Consider the following 16,669-nt stretch of genomic DNA (forward strand, 5'->3'; position numbering starts at 1 on the left):
CTCTGTCACTGAGTACGCCAGGATCTAGATTCTAGCCACTTGTAATCATGAGCCTCAAGGAGGGTCAGTTCTATACCGATAGATGACATAATTTAGCCCCACCGAGTTCTTAATATTTCTTTAAGGAAATCTCTCTAAACTTAGCCTACTTCCATGCTTTGAGGTGTCTCATGTATTCTGATTCTTTTCCCAAACTTCGCCAAAAGTATAATTTCGATAATTTTGAAGAAATCTTTGAGGCGCTCGAAACTCATTTTCATGGGCTTTTCAACCTCCCGGTTTTGGAAGAAGAAATCAAACATAAACGAAAAGGAAGTTATACAGAATTATTTGACAAGATTATCTCTCAGCTCAACTCCAGAAAACTCTTTACTATTGGCGAAATCAGCCAGACTATTTCAGAAATTCTTCAAACCGATCAATCCGTGAGGAAGTGTTTTCTGGAAAAAATGGTTTTTGTGCCTCCTTTTGAAGGAAAACCCTCTCTACAACCAGGCTTTTTGGAGAAAACCGCTACCGGACAACTAAAACCAGCGGAGCCCGTCACCTACCTGGATATGCTGCGATTAACTGAACACATAAAACACCGAGCCGCTCATAAAGGCAGGCATTTCGAGTTCAATGTATTCAATCTTTTGAATATTCAGCCCGAAAACGCGCAGGCAATCAAATTACGTAATAATGCGCTCATCGTCAATTTTAATCGAGATCCCAAAGGCCTTGCTAAATGGGGTGTTGTTGATCTGCGCAATAAAATGAATCCTCAGATTTATTGTGAAACCCCTCTTCTTGAAGAAGAAAAGAAGGAGCTTGAAAAACGACTGGCCATTGAATTTCAGGAAGTGAGTGCGAGAAAAGCAATTAATCTCATTTCAACGGGCTATACCGCAATTGCATGGCTGGATCAGAATATCAGTAAGACCTGGCTTTTTGATGTCTCCTCCGATTTTAATTTCTTATTAGGATGCTATGTATTTGCCCAGTTCCGTGGGGATGATGACGCAAAAGGCGTGCATTACAGCTGTTATGAACAGGAATATAATCGCTTCTGTACCGAGGCATTTAAAAGAATAAATAAGACGCTCCAGGACACAACTCCTGAAGGGAAGTGGGCTGGCTACCTCCCCATAAAACTAGCAGCCATTTCCGCCTTACCCAATATCGCTGGAAAACCTATCACTCCCAACAGTCTGGTCGATGTCATTCGCATTTTTGGCGAAAATGAATATGAGATAAATGTATTCGATGCGCATTGGAAGCCTGCCTATCGTTCAAATATCCCAGGTCTGGTACCTGCAATGACTCGATTTGGCTATCCTCCTGTTCTCAGAATTGAAAACGAATTGACCACTTTGACCGTACCAGACAACATTGATCAATCCTCTTTTCAGCTTGAGCATAAAAATGCTTGCCGCGAAACTGAAACCAATAGTGCTTTCTTTAATTACATGTCGCTTGATAAAAGCTCACGTACTATTCCTCAAAGAGATATGGCAACTGCGATGGTGCTCAATACATTTCGCGGTCAGTCGAAGCAGCCAAAACTTAAAATTCACCTGCCAGCGAAGTTTAATCTGAATCTGGAAGAATCATTACTCATCAAAAAACAAGTGCAGGATAATGCACACATCACTGAGTTGCTAATTAATGAAGCTAATCACTCACTGAGACAACTGCGAGATGAGCTATTACCAGTTCTTGGCCGTAACCGCTGGCTTAAGGAATCCGGTTATTTACCGCCAATGGTCGACAACTACTGGCAACGGGTCGCACGTTTCTGGTTACTGCATCTGAATGAAGCAGATGATCTGGCTGCCAATAAAAAAGAGCATAAAATATTCAAGCAGTGTATTGAAGACATGGGCGTCAAAGGACTATCCGAAGTGCTGTCTTTTTTGAGAGATTCAGATCTCAGTGAAAATCTGCTGAGCATCTATGGCCGCAACCGCCCCTTATTCTATCTCTCCTGCCAGCAGCATGAAGTCAGGGAGTATCTTGCCTTATTATCAGATCATTTACGTAATGGTTATTCATTTCCCTTTAATCAAATCAGTGCAGCCTACCAGCCAGGCAATGACAAAGCCTATATTGCCTTGCTTGAGCACATTAATGAAAAAGACAGTTTCGAACAAATTAATCTGGCTCAATGTCTGCGTCATAAACGCGAATTCGCGACTTTTTTGAGTGAATTGGCGAGAGCCGCCCAGAGAGGCCGCTGGACCGGACTGATTGTCATTCCCGAACTTGAGGGAGATAAGACCACCACCGAAGAATATCGTGAGCTGCGTTCCCTTTATCGTCAATTGAATAATGTGATTCTTAATAACCGACACCTGAAACAGGGGGCAATGCTTTCATTGCAAATCAGGGAAAATAGTCGTTTCGATCACGCCAAATCAGATAATGCCTTCGCTGAACCCAAAGCCCTCCACCCATCGGCTGAATCAATTAAACTGCACTTTGACGACGCAGATAAAGGCCCCTGGCCTTTGCAGCGAGGCAGCGGGGTGCAATTGCAAATGCAACAGCAGCAGGAAATTCAGCAAAACCGCCAGATACAACAGGAACAACAGCGGATGGGGCTTCAGGTAGTTGAAGAAGTTATTACCAGTGAGCTGGTCACTTATGACAATATCGACCGCTTACTGGGGAAATACTATCAGGACTACATCGCAGAAAATCAATGTGATGTTAAACGTTATGCACCACTTGGTACACCTGAAGAAACTCCTTTGCAGGCGTTTTTCCATACCTGGATTAATGCAGAGCCCAGAGTCAAAGCCCCGCATGTAATATCGGCAATGACTCTCGATGCAGCAAAGGTGATGCTGCGTCATCATACGCGCCTTTCTTCTGGTCCCAAAACAAATAACACACCGAAAGGTATCTACACTCAGCGCTCCAAAGATGGTCAGCTGATTCTTTGTTACAACATTGAAATGGGCTATGTCTGCGGCGTTCCAACCCCGCTTACAGTTGACTTGCAAGTAACTAAACCCGTTCAGGAGTTTTGGGAAGGAGACTTTCGTCAATTCAATATTGATTATTATCTTGAACGCAGGCCCAAACTGGAAACTGCAGATGATTTCCAGCCTCTCGTTCTCTTTGAAGTGTTGCAACCTGAAAAAGACTATTCAGAAGAATGGAAAACCTTTTCAGTAAAAAATCCTGATATTGCAGCAATGGTAAAAGACGTTCCCCGTGTGCTTCGACACTGGCAGGTGTTTATTCAAGCCTGGCAATACGGTGGACCAGAGGCCATCACAGCATTTTTCAAACTAAAAGAGCAGGATCTGCTACTAAAACTTCCCCGCGCCTGTGACATTTTATTCTCCCGACAACCTGAGTTGGCTGAATGGACCAAAATGTGGGCTAAACGCGGGCAAGCGGATATCAGCACCCTCCGGGCGCTTGGCCAGGTTTATTATCGTAATGGCGAGGAAACCCTTGGTTTACTGATTGCAAAGTTTCGCCAGATTGAGAACCAGTTAGGCAACCAGTTTTTCGATGCGTTTCACTCTGAGGTATTAAGTAAAGCTGAAAACTATAATTTCTATATTAGTCCTGCTTTCTTCACTGCTATTGACAGCATGATTGAACAATTGGCTCCAGCCAGAGCCCAGCCGCACAGAGAAGCCTGGCTAGGCTTTTGCAGTAAACATTTGAATCATGTGCCTGCTGAACACACTGAAGTACTATGGAAAGCCTTTGATTATCTGGTCAAAGAACTCGCCAAGATGGATCTGTCTTTATCTGGCGATGAGTTTTCGCAGTTTGAACCGCGAAATATGCTGGTCGAAGTTGATCGTATACTCGATTCTCTGCGCAGTCTTCCTGCCCAGGAGGAAAAGACGCGCTTTTTAAAATCACTGCATAAAATGGATTTAACCCATGGCGGCGTGCACTATGCTATTCAGCAAGAACACTTCAAATATTTTGATGAGGAGCTTAAGTTATCTCATTTTAAACATGGCAAGCCGACTTACGCCCCGGAATTATCTTCAATCTTCAGCTGGACCTCAAATGAGGCAGCCTTGAATATTCGCAGGACGTTAGCGTCACGCTCACAATTCAGCCACGAAGATTACAGTCTCATTAGTGATAAACTCGCCAATAATGATTTGTTATCGCGCCATCAGTTGCTCTGGCTTCTTTATACCCAATATGACGCGCGTCAAATGCCTGCCATCGTTGATCAAGTGCAAAGCCTTCCAGTCTCCTTAGTGACCAGTATTGCCAGCCATTTACATGAAGCTATTTTTCGTTTGGGCCATGCTCAAATCAACATTACGCTCAATACTCTGGATGCAGCTAAGGACATTTTACAAACCCGGCGGGGACAGACATTACTGGCAGCTTACCCACATGGAAATTTCCTGGAGGCGCTGGATTTATTGATGGAAGGCGGCAATCAGGCAAAAATACAGGATTTGCTTAATCTCTTTGAGATTAAACTTGCTTTTAAAGCCAGTTATCCTCAATTTCTGCAACTGGCTGCCTACAAAGCGGCTACCTTATTTGGTGCATTTACCGAAAAACAATTACGAGATTTTATACAAGCGACAGAGGGTTTAACTTTAGCCGTAATGAATGAGTTGGATTTGTTATTAAACCATTTATTCTCCGTTAATTTTAATCAGGGTACCCCCCTGGCATTGCATCAGCCGAAAAACTGGGATGATTTTCTCAGGACTATCGGGGAAATGAACAATAGACCGGTCAATCGTACAGCGATTCGTAAGCAGTTTATTAGCAGACTTTCCGATCAAAACATTCTGTTCAAATACTCGCGCTCTGGAGAATTTCGCAATCTTGCTGAAGAAGAGCGTCCTGCAAAATTAGGCCTCTTTGTCGATCACCAGCATCGTTTGTGGACTTTCCTTAAAAACCATATTGTCATCCCTACCCAAGGTGAAGCCACAGAAGCTTTACAACCGCTGATTGCTTTTTTTACCAGCTTACAGCTAAACCGCACCTATTTGAATGAGGTGGAGCCTCTGCTGGCCATCCTCGAAAAAACAGCGAAAGATCAGGTATGGAGTGCCAGTTACTTCAGTAAGATTCTGGATGTATTAAAACCTGAAGATGAACAGGTCCCGTTTCCATTGGATATGTTACAGGTTATTCTTGCTGACGAACTATTAAAAGCAAAACCAATTGATAATGCGGAAAAAGACTTTCCACAGGATTTGATTATTCCTTTAAAGGGTATTCTGAAGAACACCGTTTTCAGCCGACCACAGCAAACAGCGCTATGCCAGCTAGCTCTGCATGAATATCAGTACGCGCGCACTACCAGCCTGCTGACTGAAGCCATCAATCTTTTATCTTCCGAGCAGCATGCTGCCAGCCGTGATTCAGCTTTGCAAATATTGAATAGCAGCCTTAATAAAATGAGCATGGAAAATCGTTTTGCCAAACTACGGCAATTATTGAACCATCCTATGCCCAACCAGTCTGTGAAAGAGGCCTGGCACAAATCTACAGCGCTGTGGCTAAAGGCGATAGCGGCAGATCCTCGTGAAGAAAACCTGTTCAATCAGGTCATGGCGAAATTGGGCGACGAGCGAAGTGCTGAACGTGCCCTGGTGTTCCACATTATTGCCTGGAGCTGTCTGCAACCCGGTTTGCGTGACAAGGAGGCCTATGAATATGAACTGGACCGCAAAGCGCCTAAACTCATAGAACGCTTAAGCAGATTGTCCCTGGATGAACTGACTGCACTGGCAGCTGCTTATCCCCATCAGCCATCACCTGGTGCCGATGATTTAATACGTTTGCTCAAACGAGCTGATATCAGCCATGATTTTAAAAAGGAATTATCAGGCTTCCTTAAAAACCCTCATCCAGAAATACGGCCAGACCACAGCCATGTGCCTAAAACGCGCGCAGCTGATCTGCGGCGCATGTTTACTTCGACCCGGGTTACTGACGGGAAGGTCAATCGTCCACTGACCGCAACGGAAATTGCCAGAATCAGCCTGATGTTTGCTGAATTAAAGCGGCTGGAAACCGGCGAAGCTTTTGTTGAGGGTTGCAATAAGGCGATTGCGGATCTGAGCCGGAATGAATTAGCTGAAGCATTTCATCGCCTGTGTAAGAGCCCTGCGAGCGATAGCCGTCAGGTGCAGATATGGGCGCTGGAATTTCATGCTCTTGGCTTAACCACCCGCAAATATCCGCACATGGCTCAGCAATTCGCCTTGATTGCCAATGATGTGGCCGTCACTGCATCCAGCCGGGTACTGCGTCTGGGCACTGGTGAAGGAAAAAGCCATTTCGTGGCCATGCGCGCCGCCAAAAAAGCAGCACAAGGACAAACTGCCACCGTCTTTACCGCCAAACGCAGTTTGGCTGAGCGGGATTTGGAAGATTACCAGGCCTTTTATGACTACTTAAATATAAGCACTTCGACAATCACTCCCAAATCCAGTCGAGAGAGTTATACCGGGGCTCAGGTTCATTATACAACACTGGGGGATCTATCCCTGTTTCTTGATGAACAAAGCTTCCAGGGTCAACCGATTGAGATTGATCCTGATAAATCAGAAGGCTTGGGCGATGAATTCGATGACACTTATTTTGGTCAAGGCCGAAAAATGGCATTTAACTATGCCCGCCCTACCGGACGTACTCCTAAACAAATGATTTGGTTTTACCGGGCATTAAATGATTTCTATGAAACACATAAAGAGCGCTTTAAAATAGAAGAAATCACCAGGGAAAGTGTTGAGGCATTATTAGAATTTCTGGTCGAAAAAGCACAGGATGATGAGGAAAAAACCAAATACCTGCTCTTACTGGCGCGTGACGGTTTACAGTTGGTCAGCTGGATTCAATCTGCCCATGAAGCCATGTCACTGCAGCGAGGTGAAAAATATTCAGTTCTGGAAGACAATGTGCCGATCGGCGGCGCTTCTTATCTGTTAAAAGAAATTGTTCCTCTTACAACCAACAATCATAAAGCGACTGGCTCTACCTTTAGCGCAGGAGTTCATCAGCTAGTAGCCACGAACCTCAACGAGGAAGCGAAAAAACAGAATGAAGCTCAGAACTATCATGTGCTTCCAGAAAGTCATATTATCAGTTCACAAGTCGCATCGACACTGATACCCCGTTTATGGAAACGCTGGGAAGGCTTCACGGCTACAATTTCCACTTCACAAGCGCAGGCATTGAATAAGGAACATGGAACGCAGGTATTGCATGTATCAACCAATCAAAGCGATTTACGGTACTGGCATAATGCCAGATTTTATCGAAACCAGGAGCAGCGGATTGAGGCCATGTTGCAACAGCTCAAGCTTTGCATGGCAGAAAAGAAATCGGTACTTTTTGCTTGTAAAAACGATAAGAAGGTTCTTGAAATCAAATCCATTCTTAGCGCGCGATTAAGCAAAGAGGAATTGGAAAATCTCCTTTTCTATACCAATGAAGATAAAGAAACCAGCAGCGAAGTGCTTGCGAAGAAACAAAGGATGGAAGAATGGAAGGGAGGTAAAAAGCAAAAAGGGATCGCTCTGGTAGCTTCAGGCTTTGGCCGCGGTGATAACGTCGGCGTTGAAGCCGTATTTATTTTCGATACTGGCGATGTCAATGATTTATTACAAACCGGTGGTCGTACCGCTCGAAACGGTGAAGAAGGTCAAGTGTTTCAGTTTTATCTCGAAGACGAGCTGCAACAGGAACGCGAGCAGTTATTGCGAATTATTGAGGCCACACCTGGGCTCGAGCACGGCAAGATCAAAGCGAGTTTACAGGAAGTTCCTGGTAATTCTGAAAATGAAAAACTGTTTGAGCAGGTTATGCTTTTGCGTGAATATGTATTTACCTTGCAAAATGCAGCCACTCAGGGTTTTCGTACCGGTATCGCTCAATTTTCCGGTTGGGGAATGCGCCTGATTTCCACTTTCATTGATCCGGGACAAGCCTCAGAGTTTACCAGCATGCTGACTCGCCATCTCAATAGTCTTGAGAAAAAATGGCTGAGTATTTCCGCCTTGAATCACTTAACTTCTTTAGAAAAGATTCGTCTTATCGAAGAGCGAATTGGTGAAGCGGCCAAAGATTTACAGGCGAATTATGAGGAGTTAATGGGCAAAGTGAATATCACTCCCTTCAACTTCACACCGGCTGCGGAAATAACTTTGCTTATTCAGCTGGAACAATTCCAACCCGCTGACAAGAGCACTTATAACATGGCTAATCTGGGTGCAATCCTCTCTGCCCTGCCAGTTGGCACAAAGAGCCATGAGCTTCTTAACAGCATTCCCGAACAGCTGGCAATCCTGGCAACTCAAGCGGATATTTTAGAAAGTTTCACCCATGATGCTCAGGAATTCGTGAGTATTGAGCAGTTCAGTGAACAATTAAAAATCCGCGTACAGCAAATAACCAAGGCCTCCCCCATACATGGCCAAATCAAAGCCGGCGGCCTGCTTACTCCCAACGCGGATGATATTTTAAAAGCTGTGTCATCCGAAATTCGTCAGTCATTTGTACGCTTAAGTGGAAAACTACACCCCTCGCTACAACACATCTTAAGCCAGTGGATGACCGGACCTGGTCTTCTGGAAGATAAGGACCGCGTAGGCCGGATCCTGCCTCTGCTTAATTATTTAGGTCAGTTTTCAGAATATGAACAACTGCGCTGGGGTAAGCTGTATTTGGAAAACATTGATAATCTGCTTCATGATACTCCAATGTCAGATATGTCACACCGCTTTTCCGGTGGAGCAATGAGTTATGAAGACAATGAAAGCCTCTGGCATTTGGCGCATAGCTTCCCCAATGATGAAGGAAAATTGTTTACTCAACTGAAAGAAGCGACCCAAAGTAACTATGTTCAGCGCATTCGAATGCTGCGTCACTGTGAAGACTTGATGACTCAGCTGCCTGAAGAAGATCGCGAATTATTTCTGCAGCAGTTTGCCAGGGTCATGCAACAGTTTTCTGAAGGGGTTAACTGGGATTCATTCAACACCCTGGTAAAGAAAACGGGGCACTGGTGGAATCTTAATGAAGGTCAATATCGGGCCGAACTGCGAGCTCTGTGGAGCTCCCTTGCCGAAGGCATGACAAGCGCAGCACTTCCGGTAATTAGCAGTCTCCTGAATGAGCAAGGAAAAGGCTGGTATCAGTGCTTGCAACCAGCAGTTATCTCACCTGAAATGGCTGCCAATTTGCAAGTTTCTGACCTAAAAGTTTTAAACCAGCTGTGGGTTAGCAAATACCATTTCTCTACAGAACAGCAGAAACAGTCGGCTAACGTGATAAATCAAATGTTGGCCACCTGGAAATCTGAATCGAACGTCAGAGGACAAACGGGGCCGATGCTTAAGAGCTATCAGCAATTCCTGGAGACCGCAGAGCAGCAAGGCAATACCGAACCCGGCAATGCCTCGCTCTGGTATTTATCCAGCCTGCAAGAAATGCCCTCTGTCCAGCAAGAGTTGGATCGCTTTGTTCTCAGACCGCCATTTAAGCTGCAAGATTTGCAGGCGCAGTTTGAGAAACACTCTTTTGACGAAGCCGGAATCGAGATTTTACTTCATAAAGCAAATGAGCAATTGATGAGTCTGGAAGACTTTAGTCTATGCTGTCAATCTTTAGCTGGAATTCGCTGGTCTAAACAAAGAGAAACTAAAGAAAAGCTAAGACAAGGTCTGCAAACCTATACTCAGTTTTTGCAATCCGCAAAAGCTCAGGGTCATTCCAATCTGGCCGCAGGTTCGCAGTGGTATCTGTCAATGCATGAACAAATGCCGATAGCCAGTCAAGAGTTAATCCGCTTTACGAATAATCCCCCTTTCAGCCTGGAAACATTACAGGAAATTCTTGCACAGCATTCATTTAGTGATGGCGGCTTAAAGCATCTGTTGCGCCTGGCTAATCAACAACATATGACTGCCGAGCTGTTCAAAATTTATTGCCAGGTTCTGGGCTCTATCAAATGGTCATTACAGCAGGAATCCAGCGAGCAACTCAAAGAACTCTTGCAGGCATTAGAACAATTCCTGCATAGAGCAAGGCATGAAAGGCACAGTGATTTGGTAAAAGGCGCTCAGTGGTTTGTCTCGCTATTCTATAAGATGCCTGCTGTAAGCAAAGAATTGCAATCCCATGCAACCAATTGTTTATTCAGTCTCGAAGATTGGCAGACCGCGATGGGAGATCTCTCAATAACCCAAACAGATGTCAGCGCCCTTTTGAGGCTCGCCCGTCACTTAAATCAAAACCTCAGCGACTTCTCGGCTTGCTGTCAATCATTGAACAGCATCAGAAAAATTGTTGAAGAAAGCTCTCTTCTCAATCTTGGCGATAAAAAAGCCTTTGATCAGAATTTAAAATTATTACCTGCAAGTTCTTTAGCTATTTTACTCAAAGTATGGAGCGGCTTTCAGCTAAATATACAGGCCAATCCAGCCAGTCTGATGCAATCGCTGCGTTATGCTGAAAACAGAAACATTAAAGACAGGGAATTAGAGCCTCTTTTAAGGGCATTATTTATGGCGGTGGGCAGCGAACCTAAATCCAGCCCGCAGGAATTGGCTTACATTTTTGAAGGAGTTAATCGTTTTCAGCAAAACAACTCTGTCGAAATTGAAAAACTGAATGCTATTCTGCAAAGCACCAATAAACTGCCTCAAGAACAATATTTGCACGATAATCTGGCGGTCTATCTGAGCGATACTCCTGATGAGCAGCAGGACGCCGTAAAGGATATGGCTGAGTGGTTTTACAAAAAAGCCTCTGACTGCCGTGGTGACGTGGAGCTGATGAAAGAAAATGTTCGACAGGAAAGCTGGTATCAATTTGATAACAAAACTGCCAATCAGACCCGTAACCGCGTGATGTGGCTGCATATGCTAAATCACCAGGCCTTTGTCAATGCTAGACAGAATGAGACCCGACGCATTAATTGGTCAGACAAGAAAAATGAAATGCTTTTGGAAGATGGCCTTAAACACTATACTCAGGAAAGCAGACGGATTTTAGCGCAAAAGCCCTCGAGCAACTTGCGTCTGGTGCGCGACCTCAGTCCGGTGCAACAGCAAGGCTTATTCCAGATAGCCAATGAATTAGCAATTATCGGCAAACCCAATCTGGATTTAAATGCTCTTCATGGCAAAAAAGAGAGTAAAGCTTTATTAACCGATCTCGAAAAGAACTTGACTCTCCTGGGTAAACAATACAAAGGAGCCTGGTTTAAATCTGAAACGCGTGATCAACAAATTAATTCTTTGCTCGTAAGACTTAATAATAAAGAAGCAGCAAGTCCCAATCGCTATATTGAACTTTTGAATGTTCTTCGCGAAACCCGTAATAACATACTCGATGATGATATCGCGAAAAATCAGCAACGAAGCGGACGTAAACTCAATCAAAGCGGGCATAGCCGCCTGTTAAGTACAATAAACCAGATGGAAGATCAAATTGTACGACACTGGGTACAGGATACTACGGTGCTGCAGGATTTTCAGGCTTATGAAATTCGTTGCAAAGAAGATATTATCGAGTTGACGGCTAAACTTGAGACAATGGCTAAAGATTATCTCGATGATATTTTTTCCAGAAACGGCTTTATGGACAGAACCTTTTGGAAAACAGCCAATGAAAAGGAAAATTTCAATGTATCAAACCTGAGGAACAAACTTAATCAATTTATCCGAACCCATGAAGGGAACCTGAATGATTTGGGCGGTGAAGAATTAGCCGGCTTAATTCAAATATTAAAAGAAGAGAAATTTTCTGGTCATTTGCAAACAATAGGTCAGGAAATATTAAGCCGGGCAGAGTCTTTAAGTGCCTATCTCATACAACGAAAAGAACAGCCACATCCAGCTCAGGAACTGGATAGAGGTTATGCCGGTTAAATTTGGATTGTAGTTCAAAGCATATGCCCGTCCTTTGCGAAGGCAAGGGCAGGCATTGCTTAACTGGCTGCTTTAAAATTACCAAATTCAATCAGGTTAATTCTGGCTCATCAGTCTCATCCCTAGCAGCTTAGCGCTCTTGGTCCCTGAGAGGCCTCCTCACCTTCCTGAACCAACATCTCCTCTGCTCCCAAGTCAGCCATTTTAGCCGGTGGAGGTACATCTTTTCCTGACAAATGGTATTTTTCGGCCACTTTCTGTTTAATGGATAACTGCTCTGGAGTTAATACGTATTCCCCCTTGAAAAAGAGAGCTCTTGTTTCCCTGGTAAATAATGAGTCAGCTGCGGCCATGTCCAGGGAGTAATAACGAGGATCTCGATGACTGCTCGAAGGCTCCTTACTGCTTTCTATAAATTGCGCTCCTTTGGAGGATAACTGAGGAGCGATATCTTCATTAAGGGTCTTTAAGGCATAAAAGGGAGGCGTTTTCCCTTTGGCATTACCCACATTCACCAGCCCTTTATTTTGCTCCAGACAAGCAGTAGCCAATGCCAGGTTCTCTGCTTTCTCTGCCTCATTCAAGCTGCTTCGTCTGGCAGTAATATGTAAAGCAGTATCTCCTGCTTTAATACAGCCCAGGTGATCTTTACCATCATTGACTTTTACAGATTCACTGATTGAACTATATGAGCTGATGCTAGAATATGTTTTCATTCTTACGCTTGGATAAACAGGCGTTTGGGCCTTCGCTCCTGATTTAATCAGCAGTGTAGCAGTAGAAATATGTTTATTTAATAAGGCTTGTTTAATAGCAAGCTCACCCGCTTGCCCGGTAAAATCAGCCCCTCCTGCTTTCAGTTTTTCAAGCATCGCATTATCGCCCTTCTGAGCGGCGTAGACGATAGCGGTAAATCCTGATGCGTCTACGATATCAGGATTGGCTCCATGAGTTAACAAAAGCTCCACTTTGCCTAATTGTTTCTGGATAACCGCCTGAATTAAAGCGGTCTTTCCTGAATCGTTTTTAGCATCCATTATCGTATGATTAACCCGACGGCTCTTATCCTCAGCTTCAGGGTTAACTATGGATAAGATAGTGGTTAATTGCGAAGCAGTGATCTTCGTATTGTTTGACGCAGCATGAAGCACTGTTTCCTTGTTCCCGGTTAATTTTTCCAGATGAAGACCTTTTAGCAAACTGCGCAGCTCCTCTTCCGTCAGACTGTCAGCCTGCTTGTGGCTTACAGCCAGAAATGCGGCAGTCTCCCCTCGTTGATTCTGCAAATTTCTGTTGTAGTCGTATCGCATCAACTCCCGCAGGATGCCTAAATCTTCTCTATGTAAAGCATAGTGAACGGGAGTACTCAATCCAGGGAAGGTATGAAGGCCTTTTGATGCAAAAGAAGAAGCTTTTATAGTAGCCTGATTAGTATTGATGCCATTCGCCAAGAGCATTTTTACATTTGGGAGGCTTCCAGCAGCAACCGCATAATGCAAAGGGTTTTCACCCTGCGTGTTCAATGCGTTAAGCGTCTCTTTGCTCCAGATCAAGACATTTAAATCCACATCAGCCGCAGTCGCTGCAAAGTGAATAGGCAATTCGCCCTGTTTGTTAGCTATTGTGACGGAAGCCTTATGATTTATCAGTGTTTTCGCGGCTTCATAATGATGCCCGCGGGCCGCAAAAAGTAATGCAGTATCCCCAAGGTCTGTCTGAGCATTAACCAAAGCTGCGTCCTTTAACAGCTCATCCATAAGTTTACTATTCCCAACTCTCGCTGCGCGATGAAGTGCAGTTTCTCCCTTGGGATTTTTGTCATGAACAGGCATGATCGTAGCTTGCGAAGCCGCAGGTGCTTTCCGAAACAGACTTAACATAGATATCCTTAACTATTAAAAAACTCATTATCTTTTGAAACATTCAGAATGGCAATCCGGAATGTTATTCAGTTCTTTTTCATTAGGTGTTGCATAAAACGCTTACGCAGGCATTAGATGCGAAAATGTGCTTGTAGGTGCGTTTATTCTAATTTGACAAGCAGTCAATGCTCTGCCAATCTTATTTTTAATAAATTCTATGGCCTTAAAAAAATACCAACTCCAAATCTCAAAGGGAATTATCATGACCAAAGTCCATGCCTATGCAACCAGAGAAAAATCCAGTCAACTTTCTCCTTTCGAATATGATTTAGGTGAAATTGGTGCAGATCAAGTTGATATTAAAGTGGAATCATGCGGCATTTGCCATTCAGATCTGGCTATGATTGATAATGAATGGGGTTTCAGTAATTATCCGATTGTTCCTGGTCATGAAGTCATAGGGACGGTTAAGACTGTCGGAGATCATGTTAAAAATCTGAAAATCGGACAGCGTGTAGGCCTGGGTTGGTTTAGTGGAAGCTGCATGCATTGCCATCGTTGTCTCAGTGGGGATCATAATCTTTGTGGAACGGCAGAACAAACGATAATCGGACGACATGGTGGATTTGCAGATACGGTGCGTTGTAACTCAGAATGGGCAATCGCATTACCCGATGCGATTGATGCTAAAAATGCCGGTCCATTATTCTGCGGCGGAATTACTGTATTCAACCCTATTGTGCAATTTGAAGTGCGCCCTACTCATCGCGTAGGCGTTATTGGTATTGGCGGGCTAGGTCATTTGGCATTACAGTTTCTCAACAAATGGGGATGCGAAGTTACAGCCTTTTCGTCTTCCCCTGGCAAAGAAGCAGAAGCCAAAGAGATGGGCGCGCATCATGTCGTTAATTCAAAAGATCCAAAAGCAATCGAAGCACTTGCAGGACAGTTTGACTTTATAATGAACACCACTAATGCTAATCTGGATTGGTCAGCCTACATTAATGCGCTTGCTCCACATGGACGTCTTCATACAGTTGGTGTAACCTCCGCGCCTATTCCTGCACAATCAATGCAACTGATTATGACTCAGCGCAGTATCTCAGGCTCCCCTCTCGGCAGCCCGGCTACCATCCAAGACATGCTGCAATTCTGCGCACGACACAACATCATCCCCATGACTGAACACTTTGCAATGAAAGACGTGAATAAAGCTTTGGATCATCTGCGCTCAGGTAAAGCACGATATCGTATTGTTTTGGATAATTAGAATCTGTTGACATCTGGCCGATGATTAATTCTTCGGCCTTTGATTTATATGTCATGGGTGCCGTTAACCACGTACAACAGGCTATTCTGTACTATTTTTGCCCAAGTGCCCGATTCTGATACAATATCTCACTCAAACATTAAGAAATCATTATATTCAGAAAAGGGGTATCCATATGGTGATCAGCTCTATAATTCCATGAATGGACACCCGCTCAAGGGCAATACATTATTAATCCTGAACTTAATCAACGTTAATAAATATTGAAAAGGTTCTAGTCGTATGGGCGCCACCAATCTTTGTCATAGGTAATTTTCATAACATAATCCATCGACTCGAAGGGCAAATTGTTCAAATCCAATCGATAATCTCTGTTTTCGGTAAATGCGCTGCTAACTTGCGCCCTATAACGCTCGAGGCTATGCTGAAATTTTTTCGGCTGCCATTTGAATTTTATAGTTTTTGATTGTAAAAACTGCACAAAAATATCCAGTATTCTAAACTCCGGATTGCATTCCTCAAGCCAGAGAATTTGCCTGTCATCATGGGCTTCATTAAAAATATATTGTCCTTCACTATCGCGGATAAAGCTGAAAGAGCCATAAACCAAGCCTAATTTTGACATCAGCAAACGCAATTTCTTTTGTAACTCTTCAGGGGCTTCATAAGGCTCAACTTCAACTTGGCCTTGAGCAATCGACTGCCAATTTAATGTAGATTTTTCAGGAGAGCGATCTACAAGTTTCGCGGCAACCATAAAATCACCAAAGCAATTAATTACAATCTCATAATCCTTCTTAACTTCCATCTGGTAAATCCCGGGAGTCAATTGCAGAACCTTATTGGGAGGTAATCCCAAAAATCTGACTTGTGATGGATTAGTCATTTTGATTTGCTTTTCTTCATGCCAGCAAGAAGTAGTCAAGGGCTTGTAAATGACTCCAGTCTTATCTTCGTTGTGAATGACAAAGTGACGAATCTCCAAAGGATCATTGGAGCATAAGGTGTAGGGTACCAATAGCCCACATTCCTGAGCTAATTTTAATTGTAACAATTTGGAACGTGCTCGATTAGAGGCTTCTTTACTATTCACCCACCAGGCATCATCATTCAAGTTTTCAAACAAAGAATCATAAAACAAGGCATTTTCTTTCAGAGTGAACTCATAATCATCAGCATGCAAGGCCTCCCGTGGAATGAATGTTCTAATTCCGCGCCACCATACCACATCATAGTGATTATTAAGTACCGACTCATAGCAATCCGAACAACGCCATTCATATTCCCCTTTTTTGATATACACTGAATTGGTCTGCCGAGTAGGGAAATCAGCTGGATAGAGCAATCTCACTTCATGATTAACACGCTCAAGAGCAAACTTCACAAACAAGGTATGGGTATCATTCAAATCGGTGGGAATTAAAAACTTCATTACTTCTTCCTTAAAGCTAATTGTGACAATTTTCTTATATAAAATAAAAATGACTGGAGGGAGGAAAAATCATAGTCAACATCTTCTTCTGATTATCCCTGACCCGAGCCTCCAACAAATGACGAAAACTACGCCGATCACAACGCCGAGCCACTTTCATCAATGCTTCATCATCAATCGTTAAAGCCAATTGGTACGCCAAAACACGCTCTGGTTGCTCATCCATATT

The 16,669-nt window shown here is 43.7% G+C and carries 5 protein-coding genes; 2 read left to right on the forward strand and 3 right to left on the reverse strand.

Annotated elements, in window-relative coordinates; all coding sequences use genetic code 11:
• The first annotated feature begins 170 nt into the window (after positions 1 to 170).
• On the forward strand, positions 171 to 11,876 hold the full coding sequence (locus B1207_RS14060; protein WP_112220537.1) for a hypothetical protein: 11,706 nt from the start codon (positions 171 to 173) through the stop codon (positions 11,874 to 11,876).
• 122 nt (positions 11,877 to 11,998) lie between these two features.
• On the opposite strand, the gene B1207_RS14065 is transcribed toward B1207_RS14060, so the two are convergent.
• The gene (locus tag B1207_RS14065; RefSeq protein WP_112220538.1) at positions 11,999 to 13,756 is read right to left on the reverse strand and encodes an ankyrin repeat domain-containing protein; all 1,758 of its coding nucleotides are present in this window, start codon (positions 13,754 to 13,756) and stop codon (positions 11,999 to 12,001) included.
• Between the two features lie 244 nt (positions 13,757 to 14,000).
• Between B1207_RS14065 and ahr the strand changes: the two genes are divergently transcribed.
• A complete protein-coding gene (gene ahr, locus B1207_RS14070) occupies positions 14,001 to 15,008 on the forward strand; it encodes an NADPH-dependent aldehyde reductase Ahr (RefSeq protein ID WP_112220539.1) in 1,008 nt (335 codons plus the stop codon).
• A gap of 274 nt (positions 15,009 to 15,282) precedes the next feature.
• Here the strand turns inward: ahr and B1207_RS14075 are convergent, their stop codons facing one another.
• Both B1207_RS14075 and B1207_RS14080 read right to left on the reverse strand, forming a co-directional pair.
• Positions 15,283 to 16,440 (reverse strand): hypothetical protein, encoded by a 1,158-nt coding sequence (locus tag B1207_RS14075; RefSeq protein WP_112220540.1) that lies wholly within the window; start codon positions 16,438 to 16,440, stop codon positions 15,283 to 15,285.
• A gap of 34 nt (positions 16,441 to 16,474) precedes the next feature.
• Positions 16,475 to 16,666 carry a hypothetical protein gene (locus B1207_RS14080; RefSeq protein ID WP_112220541.1) on the reverse strand — a complete coding sequence of 64 codons (192 nt, stop codon included), beginning with the start codon at positions 16,664 to 16,666 and terminating at the stop codon, positions 16,475 to 16,477.
• Positions 16,667 to 16,669: the final 3 nt, after the last annotated feature.

Source organism: Legionella quinlivanii (assembly GCF_003265995.1).
GTDB lineage: Bacteria > Pseudomonadota > Gammaproteobacteria > Legionellales > Legionellaceae > Legionella_C > Legionella_C quinlivanii_A.